The 15,237-nt window shown below is 60.9% G+C and carries 13 protein-coding genes and 1 pseudogene; 8 read left to right on the top strand and 6 right to left on the bottom strand.

Going from position 1 to position 15,237, the window contains the following annotated elements; genetic code table 11:
• The first annotated feature begins 397 nt into the window (after positions 1-397).
• Complete coding sequence (locus QMG28_RS18870; RefSeq protein WP_281843790.1) at positions 398-1,333, top strand: mechanosensitive ion channel family protein; 936 nt, start codon at positions 398-400, stop codon at positions 1,331-1,333.
• 145 nt (positions 1,334-1,478) lie between these two features.
• Here the strand turns inward: QMG28_RS18870 and QMG28_RS18865 are convergent.
• The 6 genes and pseudogenes from QMG28_RS18865 to QMG28_RS18840 form a co-directional block, all read right to left on the bottom strand.
• Positions 1,479-2,183, bottom strand: a pseudogene (locus QMG28_RS18865) (IS6 family transposase).
• 31 nt (positions 2,184-2,214) lie between these two features.
• Complete coding sequence (locus QMG28_RS18860) at positions 2,215-2,370, bottom strand: hypothetical protein (RefSeq protein WP_281843789.1); 156 nt, start codon at positions 2,368-2,370, stop codon at positions 2,215-2,217.
• Positions 2,371-2,518: 148 nt separating this feature from the next.
• The gene (gene rhaD / locus QMG28_RS18855) at positions 2,519-3,361 is read right to left on the bottom strand and encodes a rhamnulose-1-phosphate aldolase (RefSeq protein ID WP_281843788.1); all 843 of its coding nucleotides are present in this window, start codon (positions 3,359-3,361) and stop codon (positions 2,519-2,521) included.
• Between the two features lies 1 nt (position 3,362).
• Entirely contained in the window at positions 3,363-4,607 is a 1,245-nt protein-coding gene (locus tag QMG28_RS18850) for an L-rhamnose isomerase (RefSeq protein ID WP_281843787.1), read from the bottom strand.
• Between the two features lie 20 nt (positions 4,608-4,627).
• Positions 4,628-5,773, bottom strand: a complete 1,146-nt coding sequence (locus QMG28_RS18845) for an alpha-hydroxy acid oxidase (RefSeq protein WP_281843786.1) — start codon at positions 5,771-5,773, stop codon at positions 4,628-4,630.
• Positions 5,774-5,794: 21 nt separating this feature from the next.
• Positions 5,795-7,897 carry a bifunctional rhamnulose-1-phosphate aldolase/short-chain dehydrogenase gene (locus QMG28_RS18840; protein ID WP_281843785.1) on the bottom strand — a complete coding sequence of 701 codons (2,103 nt, stop codon included), beginning with the start codon at positions 7,895-7,897 and terminating at the stop codon, positions 5,795-5,797.
• A 189-nt stretch (positions 7,898-8,086) separates the two neighbouring features.
• Here QMG28_RS18840 and QMG28_RS18835 point away from each other — a divergent pair, with 189 nt between their 5' ends.
• The 7 genes from QMG28_RS18835 to QMG28_RS18805 all read left to right on the top strand — a co-directional run bounded on the left by QMG28_RS18835 (position 8,087) and on the right by QMG28_RS18805 (position 15,201).
• Complete coding sequence (locus QMG28_RS18835) at positions 8,087-8,896, top strand: DeoR/GlpR family DNA-binding transcription regulator (RefSeq protein WP_281843784.1); 810 nt, start codon at positions 8,087-8,089, stop codon at positions 8,894-8,896.
• Positions 8,897-8,928: 32 nt separating this feature from the next.
• On the top strand, positions 8,929-9,927 hold the full coding sequence (gene rhaS, locus QMG28_RS18830) for a rhamnose ABC transporter substrate-binding protein (RefSeq protein WP_281843783.1): 999 nt from the start codon (positions 8,929-8,931) through the stop codon (positions 9,925-9,927).
• Positions 9,928-9,999: 72 nt separating this feature from the next.
• Positions 10,000-11,553, top strand: coding sequence for a sugar ABC transporter ATP-binding protein (locus tag QMG28_RS18825; RefSeq protein WP_281843782.1), 1,554 nt, complete (start codon positions 10,000-10,002; stop codon positions 11,551-11,553).
• Positions 11,554-11,556: 3 nt separating this feature from the next.
• The gene (locus QMG28_RS18820) at positions 11,557-12,540 is read left to right on the top strand and encodes an ABC transporter permease (protein WP_281843781.1); all 984 of its coding nucleotides are present in this window, start codon (positions 11,557-11,559) and stop codon (positions 12,538-12,540) included.
• Positions 12,537-13,523, top strand: a complete 987-nt coding sequence (locus tag QMG28_RS18815) for an ABC transporter permease (RefSeq protein WP_281843780.1) — start codon at positions 12,537-12,539, stop codon at positions 13,521-13,523. Before QMG28_RS18820 ends, QMG28_RS18815 begins: the two co-directional genes overlap by 4 nt.
• Positions 13,523-13,837 (top strand): L-rhamnose mutarotase, encoded by a 315-nt coding sequence (gene rhaM, locus QMG28_RS18810; RefSeq protein WP_281843779.1) that lies wholly within the window; start codon positions 13,523-13,525, stop codon positions 13,835-13,837. Before QMG28_RS18815 ends, rhaM begins: the two co-directional genes overlap by 1 nt.
• On the top strand, positions 13,834-15,201 hold the full coding sequence (locus QMG28_RS18805; protein ID WP_281843778.1) for an FGGY-family carbohydrate kinase: 1,368 nt from the start codon (positions 13,834-13,836) through the stop codon (positions 15,199-15,201). Before rhaM ends, QMG28_RS18805 begins: the two co-directional genes overlap by 4 nt.
• The last annotated feature ends 36 nt before the right edge of the window (positions 15,202-15,237 follow it).

Below are 15,237 nucleotides of genomic sequence, written 5' to 3'. Positions count from 1 at the left end.
AGATACCGACTTACTCGGCCGGCAGAGTTGGAAATGGGGGTCACATCGCCCATGTCCGGTGCATGAAGATCCGCACACATATGAGGTCCCTGTGCTTCGCAGGACAGACACTCAATCGCCGGTAGCCCCGGGCGGGGCGTCACGTTGTGCCGCTTCACGCCTCGGGGCATCGCGGATCGAATGATCCCAACCGTTTGACAACAACATCTGCACCTCCTCGTTGGAGGGAACGTTGTTGCATGAAGTTGTCACTGCTTTCACTCCTGATGAGACTGGAGGATAACGTGCATCCCATCTTGTTCCACCTGGCGTTCCTGCGCACTTGTCCGTCCGCCAAAAACCTGCGGTATCTCGAACAGTGATGAGGAATGGCACCGAACGCCAAAGGAGATTCCCCGTGAATTTAATCCGCCATCTGACCCGCGTTATCTTTCCAGCCGCAGTTCTGTTGATCAGTGTCGGTCTTACAGTATACCAATCTGACTTGCCCGAATTTCTTGCCACAAGTGAGGAATTCTCGCTTTTTCTCACAACCGTGATCTATCTGGCCGCTGCATGGGTTGCGAGCCGTGTGGTGGCAATGGCTTTGGATCAGATGGGTGGGAATCGGCCCTACCCCCGCCTTTTGAAAGACCTCATCGCTGCATTCTTCTTCACAGCAGCCTTTGCGGCAATCGGGTCGCTTTACCTGGGGCAAGGTGCGCTTGGTGCCGTCGCAGGCTCAACCATCATTTTGGCGCTATTAGGCTTTGCAATCCGCAACGTGGTCGCTGACACCCTTTCGGGCATCGCTCTTGCCATCGAAGCGCCGTTCCGCATAGGAGACTGGATTGACATTGATACATTGGCACAGGGCAAGGCCATCGAGATCGGCTGGCGGACGACGCGGCTGCTTACGGTCGATGGTACGTATATGATCTTGCCAAATAGCCAGATTTCACGTCAGCGGATCACAAACTTTTCCGCACCAAAGAAGGAATTTCGCGCGCAGATCAACATCACTCTGGACCACGTGCTATCAATCGGAAACGCACGGAAGATCATGCTGGAAGCATTAGGAGAGGGAAAACTGATCCAACAGGAGCCGGCCCCGGATATCCGCGTGCGATCCTATGAAGAAGGTGGCATCAGCTATACCGTCCGATACTGGGTACCGCGGTTCGAGCGCGTCGTGGATTGTCGGGATGAAGTCTACAGTCTGATCGACGATGCTCTCCGCCGTGCCGGAAGCATTGCTCCTTACAGGAGGATACAACTCGTCAGCGCAGCCCCGGACGCCGGGGTGGACAATGCTACTGTCGAGCTTGCCCATCCCAGTGGTGATCGGGACTGAGGAAGGCCAACTGCAGTCTCAGTCTCTCGCTTCCTGCCGCGTCGAGCATGCTCGCCAATGACGGGGAGATCCTCGACCATTTCAAGACAAAGAAGTTCTCGCAGAGGGTGCTGCGTGCCCGCTGGGGCAACCATGACGCTGTCCTTTATGCCGTGCAGAGTTGACGCCACTCGGCGAGAGCGGCGGCACGATTTAGCTTGAAGTTTGCTCTGGAGGAGAGGCTCCGCTCCGAATTGAAATGGTTGAAGACCGAGGCATGGATGGCGGCAAATTTCTGCAAACTTCGCATCCGCCGGAAACGCAACATTGCCCGTTCTCTTCGTCGAAACGGCAGGTGTGAATTCTCAGCCCGATTGTTCAACCAGCGGCCGGTTTCGTGGCGATCGGCATTGCCGATCTCCTTCATCGCCGCGCCGTAGGACCGGAGCTTGTCGGTCACCAGGACCTGAGGCCGACCATAGAGTTTCATGGATTTCTTGAGGAATTTCAATGCTGCCTTCTTGTCTCGTGTCTTCGTGACATAGCTTTCGAGAACCTCGCCTTCGTGGTCCACAGCTCACCAAAGGTAGTGCATCTCGCCATTGATCTTCACAAACATCTCGTCCAGGTGCCAACGCCACCGGCTCGATCGCATGCCCTGGATCCGGCGTTTGCGGATCTCGGATGCGAACATCGGACCGAAGTGATGCCACCAAAATCGGACCGTCTCGTGGCTCACCTCGACACCGCGCTCGTGGAGCAAGTCTTCGACGTGTCGCAAAGACAACGGGAACCGCACATAGAGCATCACCGACAGGCGAATGATCTCAGGCGAAGTCTTGAAGTACTTGAAGGGCGAGCTTTTGGTCATAGCCCAAGGCTACGAGACCGCCTTGCCCCACTCAAGGCGGGTTTTTCTGACAGAGCCCATTCAAATCTTTGCATTTTTTGCGCAGCGCCGTCTCGCCCGAAGGTACTGTCAAAACAAAAGTCGGTGCCTGTCCCTCCCCGTCCGGCAGCTCCAAGGCCGGATCAAAACTCCCCTGTTTGCTGGCCAATGGCCAGGCAAGTGACTGCGATCAGCACTGAAATTCCGACTTCCAACTGTACCGGAACAATTTGCTCTGACAAGACCTGCCCGCCTAAAGCCAAGCCCCACTGACAGCGCCCGCTGGCTTGCTGTTGTCGGTTGGGCCGGTCCCTAGCTCAGCCGTCGATCCACTCCGGTCGGGCAACCATGATGGGCCCGAACTTTGCGGTCAGCTCACGCAGAATATCGTCGGAAATGGCCCGTTTTGGCCCGCCCGCCGAAAGCACCTTGCGGTGGATCGCAGCGGCTTTCTCGATGGTCTCGACAAGGCCGAAGATCTTGTCGGGGCTTTCCTCGGAAACGAATATCCCGTGGTGACTCCACGAGATGATCCGCGATTTCTCCAACTCAAGCGCCGACGCCTCGGCGATCTCGACCGTGCCCGGCAACAAGAGTGGCACCACGCGCACGCCGTCGGGGAAGATTACGATACATTCGGGCATCTTCTCCCACAGCGCCCTGGTTAGCGCCCGGCTGTCGAGGTCCTCGAGGAAAGAGAGAGCGATGAACTCCGGCAGATGCGCGTGAAGGATCATCCGCTCACGCCCATCCGACAGGCGCTTGCGGATGGCGTGGGCTACAAGATGGGTGGCGAACTCTGACGTCGGCCGCGCCCCTGAAGTGAAACCCCAAACCTGCCGCCAGGCCCTACCGCCCTCAACGATCTGAACGATGCCAAACACCTGGTTCGGCCGTTCCAGCGCATGGCGGAAGAACTGGCCCGAGCCGGTGACGAGGAAGTATTCGCCGTCCAGGTTGGGCTCGTCGATGGGCATCGGCACTGTCGGGCCGGGCTGAAGCTCCGCATAGTGGCGCGCGAGGATGCCTTCGATCTCCTGCGTTGGCAGGCGCCAGGAAAAATTGCCGCCGTTGGCTTCGTTCCATCCCATCTTCCAGCAAAGATGCACGAACGGCGCGGCTTCTTTGACGAAACTGATCGGGTGCGTGAAAGTCGCCATCTCAACCCCTCCCAGCCACCGAAGCCTGATAGGCATCGAGGTCGTCAATCAAGCCCAGGCCGGCGGGCACTTCGTTGCGCTCGCAGAACTCTTCCCAGACCGCCGCGAAAGGCAGATCCCGCGCCTCTTCGGTGAGCATGAGGCGGGTGGTCCAATCGAGGTTCTCCTCGACTTCTTTCAGCCGGTCCTGTGGGAGCAAGAGCGCGCGCAGCAGTGCCTTTTGCATGTTGCGGCTGCCGATCACCCAAGCGGCGGTGCGGCTGATCGTGGCGTCGAAAAAGTCGAGCCCGATATGGGTGCGGTCGAGCAGGCCGGTGAAGACCAGCTCCTGTGCCATTTGGAGAATGCTGTCGTCTTGCAGGATCACGTGGTCGCTGTCCCAACGCATCGGGCGCGAGACATGGAGGAGCAGCTCGTCGACCGACAGGGCGACCGACGAAAGTTTGTCGGCGATGTTCTCGGTCGGGTGGAAATGCCCCATGTCAAGGCAGAGCAGCGTCCCGCGCTTGATCGCGTAGCCGAGATAAAACTCGTGGCTGCCGACGGTGCAGGCCTCAACACCAATCCCGAAGAGCTTCGACTCGACTGCGTCGAGCATGTGTGCCTTGTCGTGCTTTTCCGCGCACATCGTGTCTAGCGAGGCTTCGAGCCGTTGACGCGCCGCCATGCGATCGACCGGTATGTCCTTGTATCCGTCCGGCACCCAGATGTTGTTGACCGCAGCGCTGCCCAGCGCCTCTCCCATCCGCGCTGCGATCTCACGCGAGCGTTTGCCGTGCTCGATCCAGAAGTCGCGGATTCCCGCGTCGGGGTGTGAGAGCGTCAGGTTGTCGTCGGCCTTGGCGTGCGCGAAGAAGGTCGGGTTGAAGTCGAGACCAAGCCCCTGCTCCTTCGCCCAGTCGACCCAGGGGATGAAGTGGCGATACTCGATCTCGTCACGATCCGGGCTTTCATCCGTGTCCATGTAGAAGGCATGGAGGTTGAGGCGATGCTTGCCAGGGATCTTCGAGTAGGCAAACTCGAGATCGGCACGCAGCTCTTCGGGGGTGCGGGCGCGCCCGGGATGGTTGCCGGTGGCCTGGATGCCGCCGCCGGAACTGCCAGTTTTCTTCTCAAAGCCCACCACGTCATCGCCCTGCCAGCAGTGCATCGAGATCGGGATCTGACTCAGCGCCGTGAGCGCAGCCTCTGTGTCCACCTCCCAACCGGCGAAGACGTCGCGGGCGGCATCGTAGGATTTGCTCATCTGGGTTCTCCTTTTCGCGGTCAGCGAAACCGCAGGTTGTCGCGGCCGAGATCGGCCACCGAGGCCGCTCCCATGAGCCGCATGTCTCGTTCGACCTCTTCTTTCAGGAGGCCGATCATTCGCTCGACGTCGGCCTGCCCGGCCGCGGCAAGCGGAAACAGATAGCCGCGCCCGATACCGACCGCCTTCGCGCCCATCGCAAGCGCCTTAACGATATGGGTGCCACGCTGGACGCCCGAGTCGAGGATCACGTCGAGCTTGTCGCCCGCCACGTCGAGCACCTCGGCCAGCCCGTCGAACGGTGCGCGCGAGCCGTCGAGTTGGCGTCCACCATGGTTTGACAGGATCACCGCGTCGCAGCCAACCTCGGCAGCCCGCACGGCGTCGTCGGGGTGGATGATGCCTTTCAGGCAAAACTTGCCGCCCCATTCCTCGACCATCTCGGCGAGGTCGTCCCAGTTCAAGGTCGGCTCCAGCATCTCGGTGAAGTAGCGCCCGATCGACATTGTGCCGCCGCCCATGTCGACGTGTTCGTCGAGCTGCGGCAGACTGAATTTCTCGTGGGTGACGTAGTTGATCCCCCACATCGGTTTCAGCGCGAACTGCATCATCCCGGCGAGCGTGAGCCGGAACGGGATTGAAAACCCGGTGCGCTTGTCGCGCTCGCGGTTGCCGCCCGTAATGCTGTCGACGGTGAGCATCATCACCTCAACGCCCGCCTCCTTGGCACGCTGCATCATCGCCCGGTTCAACCCACGGTCCTTGTGGAAATATAACTGGTAGACCTGCGGGTTGGAATGCGCCCTGCGCAGCTCTTCGAGGCTCACGGTTCCGAGACTGGAGACGCCAAACATCGTGCCGTATTTCGCCGCCGCCGCAGCCACGGCGCGCTCGCCGTCGTGATGGAACAACCGCTGCAAGGCGGTGGGCGAAAGGTAGAAGGGCAGCGCCAGCTTCTGACCCATGATCTCGACCGACAGGTCAACCTCTTCGACTCCGCGCAGCACCTGCGGCAGCAGGTCGACCTGCTCGAAAGCGGCGGTGTTGCGGCGATAAGTGGTTTCGTCCTCCGCCGCACCGTCGATGTAGTTGACGATCGGTCCGGGCAGGCGTCGACGCGCCAACTCTCTGAAGTCATGGAAGTTATGGCATTGGCTGAGCCGCATAATGTCCTCCCCGATCCAGCGTCAGCGCGTGAACGCCTCCTTATTGCCGGCATCGACGTTGATGATATTTCCGGTCGACTTGGCCGAGAGATCGGAGGCAAGGAAATAAGCCGCTTCCGCAATGTCCTCCGGGAAAACAGAGCGCTTGAGCATCGAACGATTTCGGTACATCTCCTCAAGACCTTCTTTGTCAGTTCCATAAGTCGAGGCGCGCTGCTCCAGCCATTCGCCTTCCCAGATCTTCGACCCGCGCAGCACGGCGTCGGGGTTCACCACGTTGACCCGTATCCCGGCTTCGGCGCCTTCCAGCGCGAGGCACCGGGCGAGGTGGATTTCGCTCGCTTTGGCGGTGCAATAGGCCGAGGCGTTGGGCGACGCGGCGAGGCCGTTCTTCGACGCGACGAACACGACCGCACCACCGATGCCCTGCGCGCGCAGCACCTTGAAGGCTTCGCGCGAGACGAGGAAATAGCCGGTGGACAGGATATCCATATTCTTCTGCCACAGATCCAGCGTGGTTTCTTCGACCCGGGCCGAACTGGCGATTCCGGCGTTCGAGACCAGAATATCAACCCCGCCGAACTCCACCGCGATCTCTGCGTAGGCGGCAGCCACGGCGGCATCGTCGGTGACGTTCATCTGCACAGTGCGCACAACGTCCTTGCCGTATCGGCCCGAGAGGTTTTCGGCGGTTGCCGCGAGGCTGTCGGCGTTGATATCCGCCAACATGACACAGGCGCCTTCGGCGAGGTATTTTTCGGCTGTCGCCGAGCCGATGCCACCTGCCCCGCCGGTCACCAGCGCGACGCGGCCCGCCAGCGGCTTAGGCTTCGGCATGCGCTGCAGCTTGGCTTCTTCGAGCAGCCAGTACTCGATATCGAAGGCCTCCTGCTCGGGCAGGCCGACATACTCGCTCACCCCTGAGGCACCACGCATCACGTTGATCGCGTTGACGTAGAACTCACCCGAGATACGCGCGGTGGCCTTGTCCTTGGCGAAAGTGATCATGCCCACGCCCGGCACCAGCCAGACCACCGCGTTGGGATCGCGCAGGGCGGGCGAGTTGTCGTGTTTGCAGCGATCGTAATAGGCGGTGTAGTCGGCGCGGTAGGCGGCCACTTGCTCCGGCAGATGGGCCAGGACCTCGTCGATATTTCCCTTGGCCGGATCGAAAGCCACCACCAGCGGACGGATCTTGGTGCGAAGGAAGTGGTCGGGGCAGGACGTGCCGAGCGCCGCAAGCGCCACGAAGTCCTGCGAATTCACGAAATCCAGCACCGCGTCTTGGTCGTCGAAATGGCCGACCATGTGCTGTATACCGGAAACCATACCGCGCGCGGCGGGCATCAGCTTCGCTGCCACGGCGCGCCGGTCTTCAGCCGACAAGCTCTCGTGCTGCGCGCCGCCAAAAGCCGGCTTGCCCTCGGTCTTTGCTGCAAACCAGTCCGTCGCCTTCTGGATGATCTCCAGCGTCAGCTCATAGCAATCCTTCGCGTCGTCGGCCCAGGTGAAAAGCCCGTGGCTTTCGAGCACGACCCCCTTGGCCTCCGGGTTTTCGAGGCAGAACTTCTCGAGCCACAGCCCCAACTCGTAGCCCGGCCGCTTCCACGGCAGCCAGCCGATCTCATCGCCGTAGATCTCCGCGGTGAGCGCGCGCGAATTTTTCGCAGCCGCGATGGCGATTACCGCGTCCGGATGCATATGGTCGACGTGCTTCTTGGGCACGTAGGCGTGCAAGGGCGTGTCGATCGAAGCGGCGCGCGGGTTCAGGTTGAATGTGCAATGCGGCAGGTAGCCGACCATCTCGTCTTCAAACTCGACGCCGCGATAGACACCCTTCAGCGCGTTCAGCTTGTCCATGTAGAGCGTGGCGAAGCCGTCGACTTTGATCGAGCCGACATCGCCGCCCGAGCCCTTGACCCACAGCACTTCAACCGTCTCTCCGGTTAGCGGGTCTTTCTCCATTACTTTCGCCGACGTGTTGCCACCGCCGTAGTTGGTGATCCGTTTGTCGGAGCCAAGCAGGTTGGACCGATACAGCAGCTTTTCTGGCTCGCTCATCGAGGCCGCGCGGCTGTCGTCCCAAAGGTTTTCTAGCCGCGAGGCGGCAGAGGTCTTGGTCATGCTGATGTCCTCCCAAAGGCGCCGCGCGCCCGAGTCTGTTGCCGCCGCAAGGCTGCGGCTGGTGCGGCGAAATGTCAATCAGAAACGATCATTTCCAATCATAATGCATTTTATTATGTGCATATGTGACAAAATTTGATTGACTTTGAGCGAGAATCTTCGCAGCGTCACGCCTCAAGGGAGGAAAAGATGCACGAGAGTGAACGCCACAGGCTCATTCTGTCCGCTGTCCAGGATCGTCCTGTCGTGACCGTGGTCGACCTCGTGAACCTCACGGGCGTGTCCGAAGCCACCGTGCGCCGGGACATCGCCACGCTCCACATGCAGAAGAAGCTCCGGCGCGTGCGCGGGGGCGCCGAAGCCATCGCCCCGCCGCAATTCGTCGGCCTTGCAGGGCGCACCTTCGCGGTAAACGAGACCCACCGCATCAAGCAGAAACAGGCCATCGCCAAAGCGGCGGCGGACCTGTGCGAAGACGGCGAACCGATCATCATCAACGGCGGCACGACGACCTTCCAGATGGTCCATCCGCTGGCCTCGAAACGGCTGCAGGTCTTCACCAACTCCTTCCCGATCGCCGAGCATTTGTTGAAGCACTCAAAGAACACAGTGATGCTCTCAGGCGGCGTGATCTACCGCGAGCAGCAGATCGTGCTCAGCCCCTTCGAAAACGACGTGACACGCAATTTCTACGCACGGCGGATGTTCATGGGCGCGCAAGGGATCGGGCCGCTTGGGCTGATGGAGGCCGATCCCCTGCTGATCCAAGCCGAGCACAAGCTCATCGGCCAGACCGACGAGCTGGTGGTGCTCGTCGACAGCACGAAGTTTGAAAACCGGTCGTCGCTGGTGTTGATCCCCCTCGAGCGGATCGACGTGGTGGTGGCCGACGATGGCATTTCCGACCGCGCGGCAGCGATGCTCGAGGCGGCGGAGATCAAGCTGATCGTCGCAAACGTCGCGACGGGACGCGAAAGCGAGGAAGGCGCGGCCTCATAACCGCACCACGAAACACGCTCAGGGAGGACATCATGAGTGTTATGCAAAAAGTACTGACCACGGCGGCAATGGCAACTTCGCTGGCCGCCACCACCACCGCCGCCAACGCCCAGGACATGCGCATCGCGCTCGTCGTCAAGGCACTGGGCATCGGCTTCTTCGAAGCGGCCGCAAAGGGCGCCGAGGAAGCTGCCGGCGAGCTTGGCGGCACCGAGATCATCTACACCGGCCCGACCGACACCACCGCTGAAGGCCAGATCGAAGTGATCAACTCGCTGATCGCGCAAGGTGTCGACGCAATCGCGATCTCCGCAAACGACCCCGACGCGCTTGTCCCGGCACTGAAGAAGGCGATGGACCGCGGCATTACCGTGATCTCGTGGGATTCAGGTGTGGCGCCGGAAGGCCGCATGATGCACCTCAACCCGTCGTCGACTGAACTGATCGGCAATACGATCCTGAAGCTGGCCGCAGATCACATGCCCGATGGCGGCGACGTCGCGATCCTTTCGGCCTCGGCCACCGCGACCAACCAGAACGCCTGGATCGAAGCCGCCAAGGCAGTGTTGCCGAACTACCCGGGCATCAACCTCGTCGCGACCGTTTACGGCGACGATTTGTCGGACAAATCCTACCGCGAAGCGCAGGGCCTCATGGCGACCTACCCTGATCTGAAGGCGATCATCGCGCCGACGACCGTGGGTATTCTCGCCTCGTGCCAGGCCGTGACCGACGAAGGCAAAATCGGCCAGGTCAACGTGACCGGCCTCGGCCTGCCGTCGGAAATGGCCGGCTGCGTCGAATCGGGGGCCACCGAGAGCTTCGCGATCTGGAATCCGATCGACCTCGGCTACGCGGCGACCTACATCGCCCATGAACTGGCCGCTGGCAACGCGGCCGCCGAGCCCGGCGCCTCGATCTCGATGGGCCGGATCGGCGCGGTGACGCTGGACGACACGAACACGGGCGCGATGTCGGATCCCTTCACCTACGACGCGTCGAACATCGAGGAATTCAAGTCGATCTTCTGATCGCTTCCTCCCACCCCGGCGCGGGCTGCGTTCGTGCCGGGGAGCCAATATGCCATCAGGGTGAGGCGTGCCATGTTGATGAAGTCCGAAAAAAGTACCGAGGCAGCAGCCGTGACCGCATCTACTCCGATCCTCGCCCTCGACGGCATCACCAAGACGTTCCCTGGGGTGAAAGCACTCTCGGAAGTATCGTTGAGCCTCTTCCCGGGACAGGTCACAGCTCTGGTCGGAGAGAACGGCGCGGGCAAGTCGACCGTTGTCAAGATTCTGACCGGTATCTACCAGCCCACTGAGGGCCATATTATCGTCGACGGCGAAGCGACGCGGTTTTCTACCGCCCAAGCAGCGGCTGACGCAGGTATCACCGCGATCCACCAGGAGACGGTGCTGTTCGACGAGCTTTCGGTGGCGGAGAATATCTTCCTCGGCCATGCCCCGCGTGGGCGGTTTGGCCTGATGGACTGGCCCGAGATGGTCCGGAAATCGCGCGCCATCCTTGATGAGATTGGCGCCGAAATCGACCCATCGCACAAGCTCAGAGATCTCGGCATCGCCAACAAACACCTTGTGGCCATCGCCCGCGCGCTGTCGATCGATGCGCGCGTAGTCATCATGGACGAGCCAACCGCGGCACTCAGCCACAAGGAAATCCAGGAGCTCTATGAGTTGGTGGAGCAGTTGAAAACGCAAGGCAAAGCGATCCTGTTTATCAGCCACAAGTTCGACGAGATCTTTCGGATCGCTGATAATTACACCGTGTTCCGTGACGGTCAGTTCGTCGGTGAGGGACGTATTGCCGAAGTCGACAACGATGCGCTGGTCAAGATGATGGTAGGCCGCGAGGTCGACAACATCTTCCCTACCCGCACGGCCTCCCCCGGCGAGACTGTGCTTGAAGTAGATGGTTACGAGCACCCAACCGAATTCGCGGATATCAGCTTTTCGCTGAAGAAAGGTGAGATCCTTGGCTTTTACGGGCTCGTGGGCGCCGGGCGCTCTGAATTCATGCAGTCGCTATTTGGGATCACCAAACCCGCCGGCGGGATGGTCAAAATCGACGGGACCGCGGTTTCGATTCATTCGCCAGCAGATGCGGTTGGCCACGGCATCGTTTACGTGCCTGAGGACCGTGGCAAGCAGGGCGCGATCACGCCCATGCCTATCTTTCAGAATATCACCTTGCCCTCACTCGCACGAACCTCGCGCAAGGGTTTCATCCGGCTTGCAGAGGAATTTCAGCTCGCGCGCAGTTTCACCGAGCGGCTCGACCTGCGCGCGGCCTCGCTGGATACCCCGGTGGAGAGCCTCTCGGGCGGAAACCAGCAGAAGGTGGTCATCGCCAAGTGGCTTGCCACACAGCCCAAGGTCATCATCCTCGACGAACCCACCAAAGGTATCGACATCGGCTCCAAGGCCGCCGTGCACGAATTCATGACTGAGCTCGCCGCCCAGGGCCTCGCCGTCATTATGGTCTCTTCCGAGATACCCGAAGTTCTTGGCATGTCCGATCGCATCATCGTGATGCGTGAGGGTCGGATCGTGGCCGAGGTCGACGGAGACGACATGACCCCAGAAACCCTGGTCCGCCACGCGGCCGGTATTGCCACCGAAGCCATGGAAGGCTAAGCAATGTTGAAACGTCTCGTCACCGCACGCGAAACGATCCTCCTGGGCGCCATCGTTATGCTTCTGGCGCTAATCGCGACACGTTTTCCGGGTTTTGTCGCGCCGGGCAACCTCGCCTCGGTATTCAACGACACATCGCCGTTGATCCTCCTCGCCTTGGGGCAGATGATCGTCATCCTCACGAAGTGCATCGATCTCTCAGTCGCCGCCAACCTCGCTCTCACTGGCATGGTCGTGGCAATGTTGAATGTCGCCTATCCCGGCGTTCCGGTCCCAGTCATCCTTGTAATCGCGGTGACGCTCGGAACGATCATGGGCTTGTTTAACGGCCTTCTGGTCTGGAAGTTGGAGATCCCGCCAATCGTGGTCACGCTCGGCACGATGACCATTTACCGGGGTATCATCTTCCTAATTTCGGAAGGCAAATGGGTCAATTCTCACGAGATGTCCGACCCATTCAAAGCCTTCCCGCGTGCTGAAGTCCTCGGCCTACCAGTGTTGTCCTGGGTTGCGATCCTCGCCGTCGTAGTCATTTACCTGTTGATGACACGTACCACGCTGGGGCGGGCCTTCTACGCTGTGGGTGGAAATCCGCATGCGGCGGTCTATGCCGGCATCAACGTTGGGCGCACCCAGTTCTGGGCATATACCATCGCTGGCGCGCTGGCCGGGATCACGGGCTATCTTTGGGTCTCGCGCTACGCCGTGGCCTATGTTGATATCGCCGGGGGCTTCGAGCTCACAGTCGTCGCGGCCTGCGTGATCGGTGGCGTATCGATCGCCGGTGGTATCGGTTCCGTCATCGGTGCGCTCCTCGGCGCAGTGTTCCTCGGAGTCATCAACAATGCCCTTCCGGTGATCAACGTCTCACCTTTCTGGCAACTCGCGATTTCCGGCGGCGCAATCATCATAGCTGTTGCCCTCAATGCGCGTGCCAACCGCACCAAGGGCCGGGTCATCCTCAAGAGAGCGGAGCAGGCAGCATGAGCACGTCATCGCATTTCGTTCCCGATCGGCTGCAATCTCCGCTGGCACGTCGGCTGAAGAGCTGGGAGACGCTGCTGCTGATCGTGGCGGTGGCGATCTTCATCGCAAACTCGTTTGCCTCGCCCTATTTCCTTAACGCGTGGAACCTGTCGGACGCGACGTTCAACTTCACCGAAAAGGCGATGATCGCTTTCGCCATGGCACTCCTGATCATCTCGGGCGAGATCGACCTTTCGGTTGCCTCGATCATTGCGCTTGCGTCGACCGCGATGGGGGCGGCGGTTCAGATGGGTGCGGATACGCCTACGATCGTCGCCATTGGACTTGCCGTCGGGCTAGCGGCAGGCGCCTTCAACGGTTTTCTCGTCACAGGCCTCGGCCTGCCTTCAATCGTCGTAACCATCGGCACGATGAGTTTGTTTCGCGGCATCGCCTATATCGTGCTCGGCGACCAGGCCTATCGGGGCTATCCGGAGAGCTTCGCGTTCTTCGGGCAAGGCTATGTCTGGTGGGTGATCAGCTTCGAGTTTGTGCTCTTCGCAGTGCTTGCCGTGATCTACGGAATCGTGCTGCACAAGACCAATTTCGGCCGAGCCATTTTTGCCATCGGGAACAACCCCACCGGCGCCCTGTTTTCCGGCATCCGGGTGGCGCGGGTGAAATTCATCCTGTTCCTGCTCACCGGGCTGATGGCCGGTGTCGCGGCGGTGTGCTTGACCTCGCGGCTGGGCTCGACGCGGCCCTCTATTGCATTTGGCTGGGAGCTCGAGGTGGTGACGATGGTCGTGCTGGGTGGTGTCAACATTCTGGGTGGTTCGGGAACGATCCCCGGCGTGGTGATCGCGGCTTTCGTGATGGGACTGGTCACTTTCGGGCTGGGCTTGCTGAACGTTCCCGGCATCGTGATGTCGATTGTCATTGGCGCGCTGCTCATCTCTGTTATCGCCCTGCCCCGCCTTTGGAACATGGTCCGGAGGCCCTGATGCAGAAACACGCGTTCAAGATGCGCCTGAACCCTGGAATGAAGGCAGAGTACAAAAAACGACACGACGAGATCTGGCCGGAACTTGTCTCCTTGCTGAAAGAGGCCGGCGTGTCGGACTACTCCATCCATCTCGACGAGGAAACGAACACGCTTTTCGGCGTGCTCTGGCGCACCGACGACCACAAGATGGACGATCTGCCCTCTCACCCAGTGATGCAGAAGTGGTGGGCCCACATGGCTGACATAATGGAGACGAACGCGGATAATGAACCGGTTTCGATCCCGCTTGAGACCGTGTTCCACATTCCATGACCCACGTCGCCGTTTTTGACATCGGCAAGACCAATGCAAAGCTCGCTTTGGTCGACCTCGACACCCTCGGCGAGATCGCCGTGGTCACGCGCCCCAACAAGGTTCTGCCCGGCCCACCGTGGCCGCATTTCGACCTCGACGGGCACTGGGGGTTTTTGCTCGACGCCCTGGGTGCGTTTCACCGCGAGCATGGTGTCGACGCGATTTCGGTCACGACCCACGGCGCGGCAGCCGTGCTGCTCGCCGCCGATGGCAGCCTTGCCGCCCCGATGCTCGATTATGAGCATACCGGCCCCGACGAGATGGCCACCGCCTATGACGAGATCCGCCCTCCCTTCTCCGAAACGGGCTCACCGCGGCTGCCTATGGGGCTGAACCTAGGCGCGCAGATCCACTGGATGTTCGCAACCGATCCGGAATTGGCCCGGCGCACCGCGACCATCGTTACCTATCCTCAGTACTGGGGCTACCGGCTGACCGGCGTCACAGCGACGGACGTATCTTCACTCGGCTGTCACACCGATTTGTGGAATCCCGAGGCCCGGGGCTTCTCTTCGCTGGTCGACCGGCTCGGCATCGCGGAGACACTCGCCCCGGCGCGGCCCTCGGCCGAGGTGCTCGGCACGGTCCTGCCCGACATTGCTCTGCACACAGGGCTCTCCACCGAAACACCCGTCCATGTCGGCATCCATGACTCGAACGCGTCACTCCTTCCTTATGTGCTCGGAAGAAAAGCCCCGTTCTCGGTCGTGTCGACCGGCACCTGGGTGATTTCGATGGCCGTTGGCGGTGATCCGGTTGCGCTTGACCCGAACCGCGACACGCTGGTCAACGTCAACGCTCTGGGCGACCCGGTTCCCTCGGCTCGCTTCATGGGTGGGCGCGAGTGGGCACTTGCAATGCAGGGTGCGCAAGTCGATCCCGGCGAGGCCGCGATGGCAGAGGTGCTGGACAGCGGCATCATGCTTCTGCCCGCACTTGTGTCCGAGAGCGGTCCGTTTCAGGGGCGCGAGGCCCACTGGGTCGGCGCGGAACCCGCCACCGACAGCCCCCAACGCGGCGCGGCGATGGGCTTCTACCTGGCGCTCGTGGTGGCCGAATGCCTCAATCTTATCGGCCATCGTGGCCCGGTCGTGGTCGAAGGTCCATTCGCACGCAACCGGGCTTTCATCGCCATGCTCGCGGTCGCCAGCGGCAGTCCAATCGAAACGGCGGCCTCCACCACCGGCACTTCGGAAGGAGCGGCCCTGCTTGCCGCCACGGGGAAGGTGCTTTCGCCCAATACCAAGGCGCATGATGATGCGTCCCTGGCGGATAGGCTCACCTTGTATCGAAAAGCTTGGAAAGCCGCGCTTGAAGCCTGACCCCACAGACCCTCAGCAAGGCGGTGTCAGGCTAGT

It is taken from the genome of Sinisalibacter aestuarii (assembly GCF_027923545.1).
Lineage (GTDB): Bacteria > Pseudomonadota > Alphaproteobacteria > Rhodobacterales > Rhodobacteraceae > Sinisalibacter > Sinisalibacter aestuarii.
Note: the sequence above shows the minus strand (reverse complement) of the source record. Positions and strands in the feature narration are given on the sequence as shown.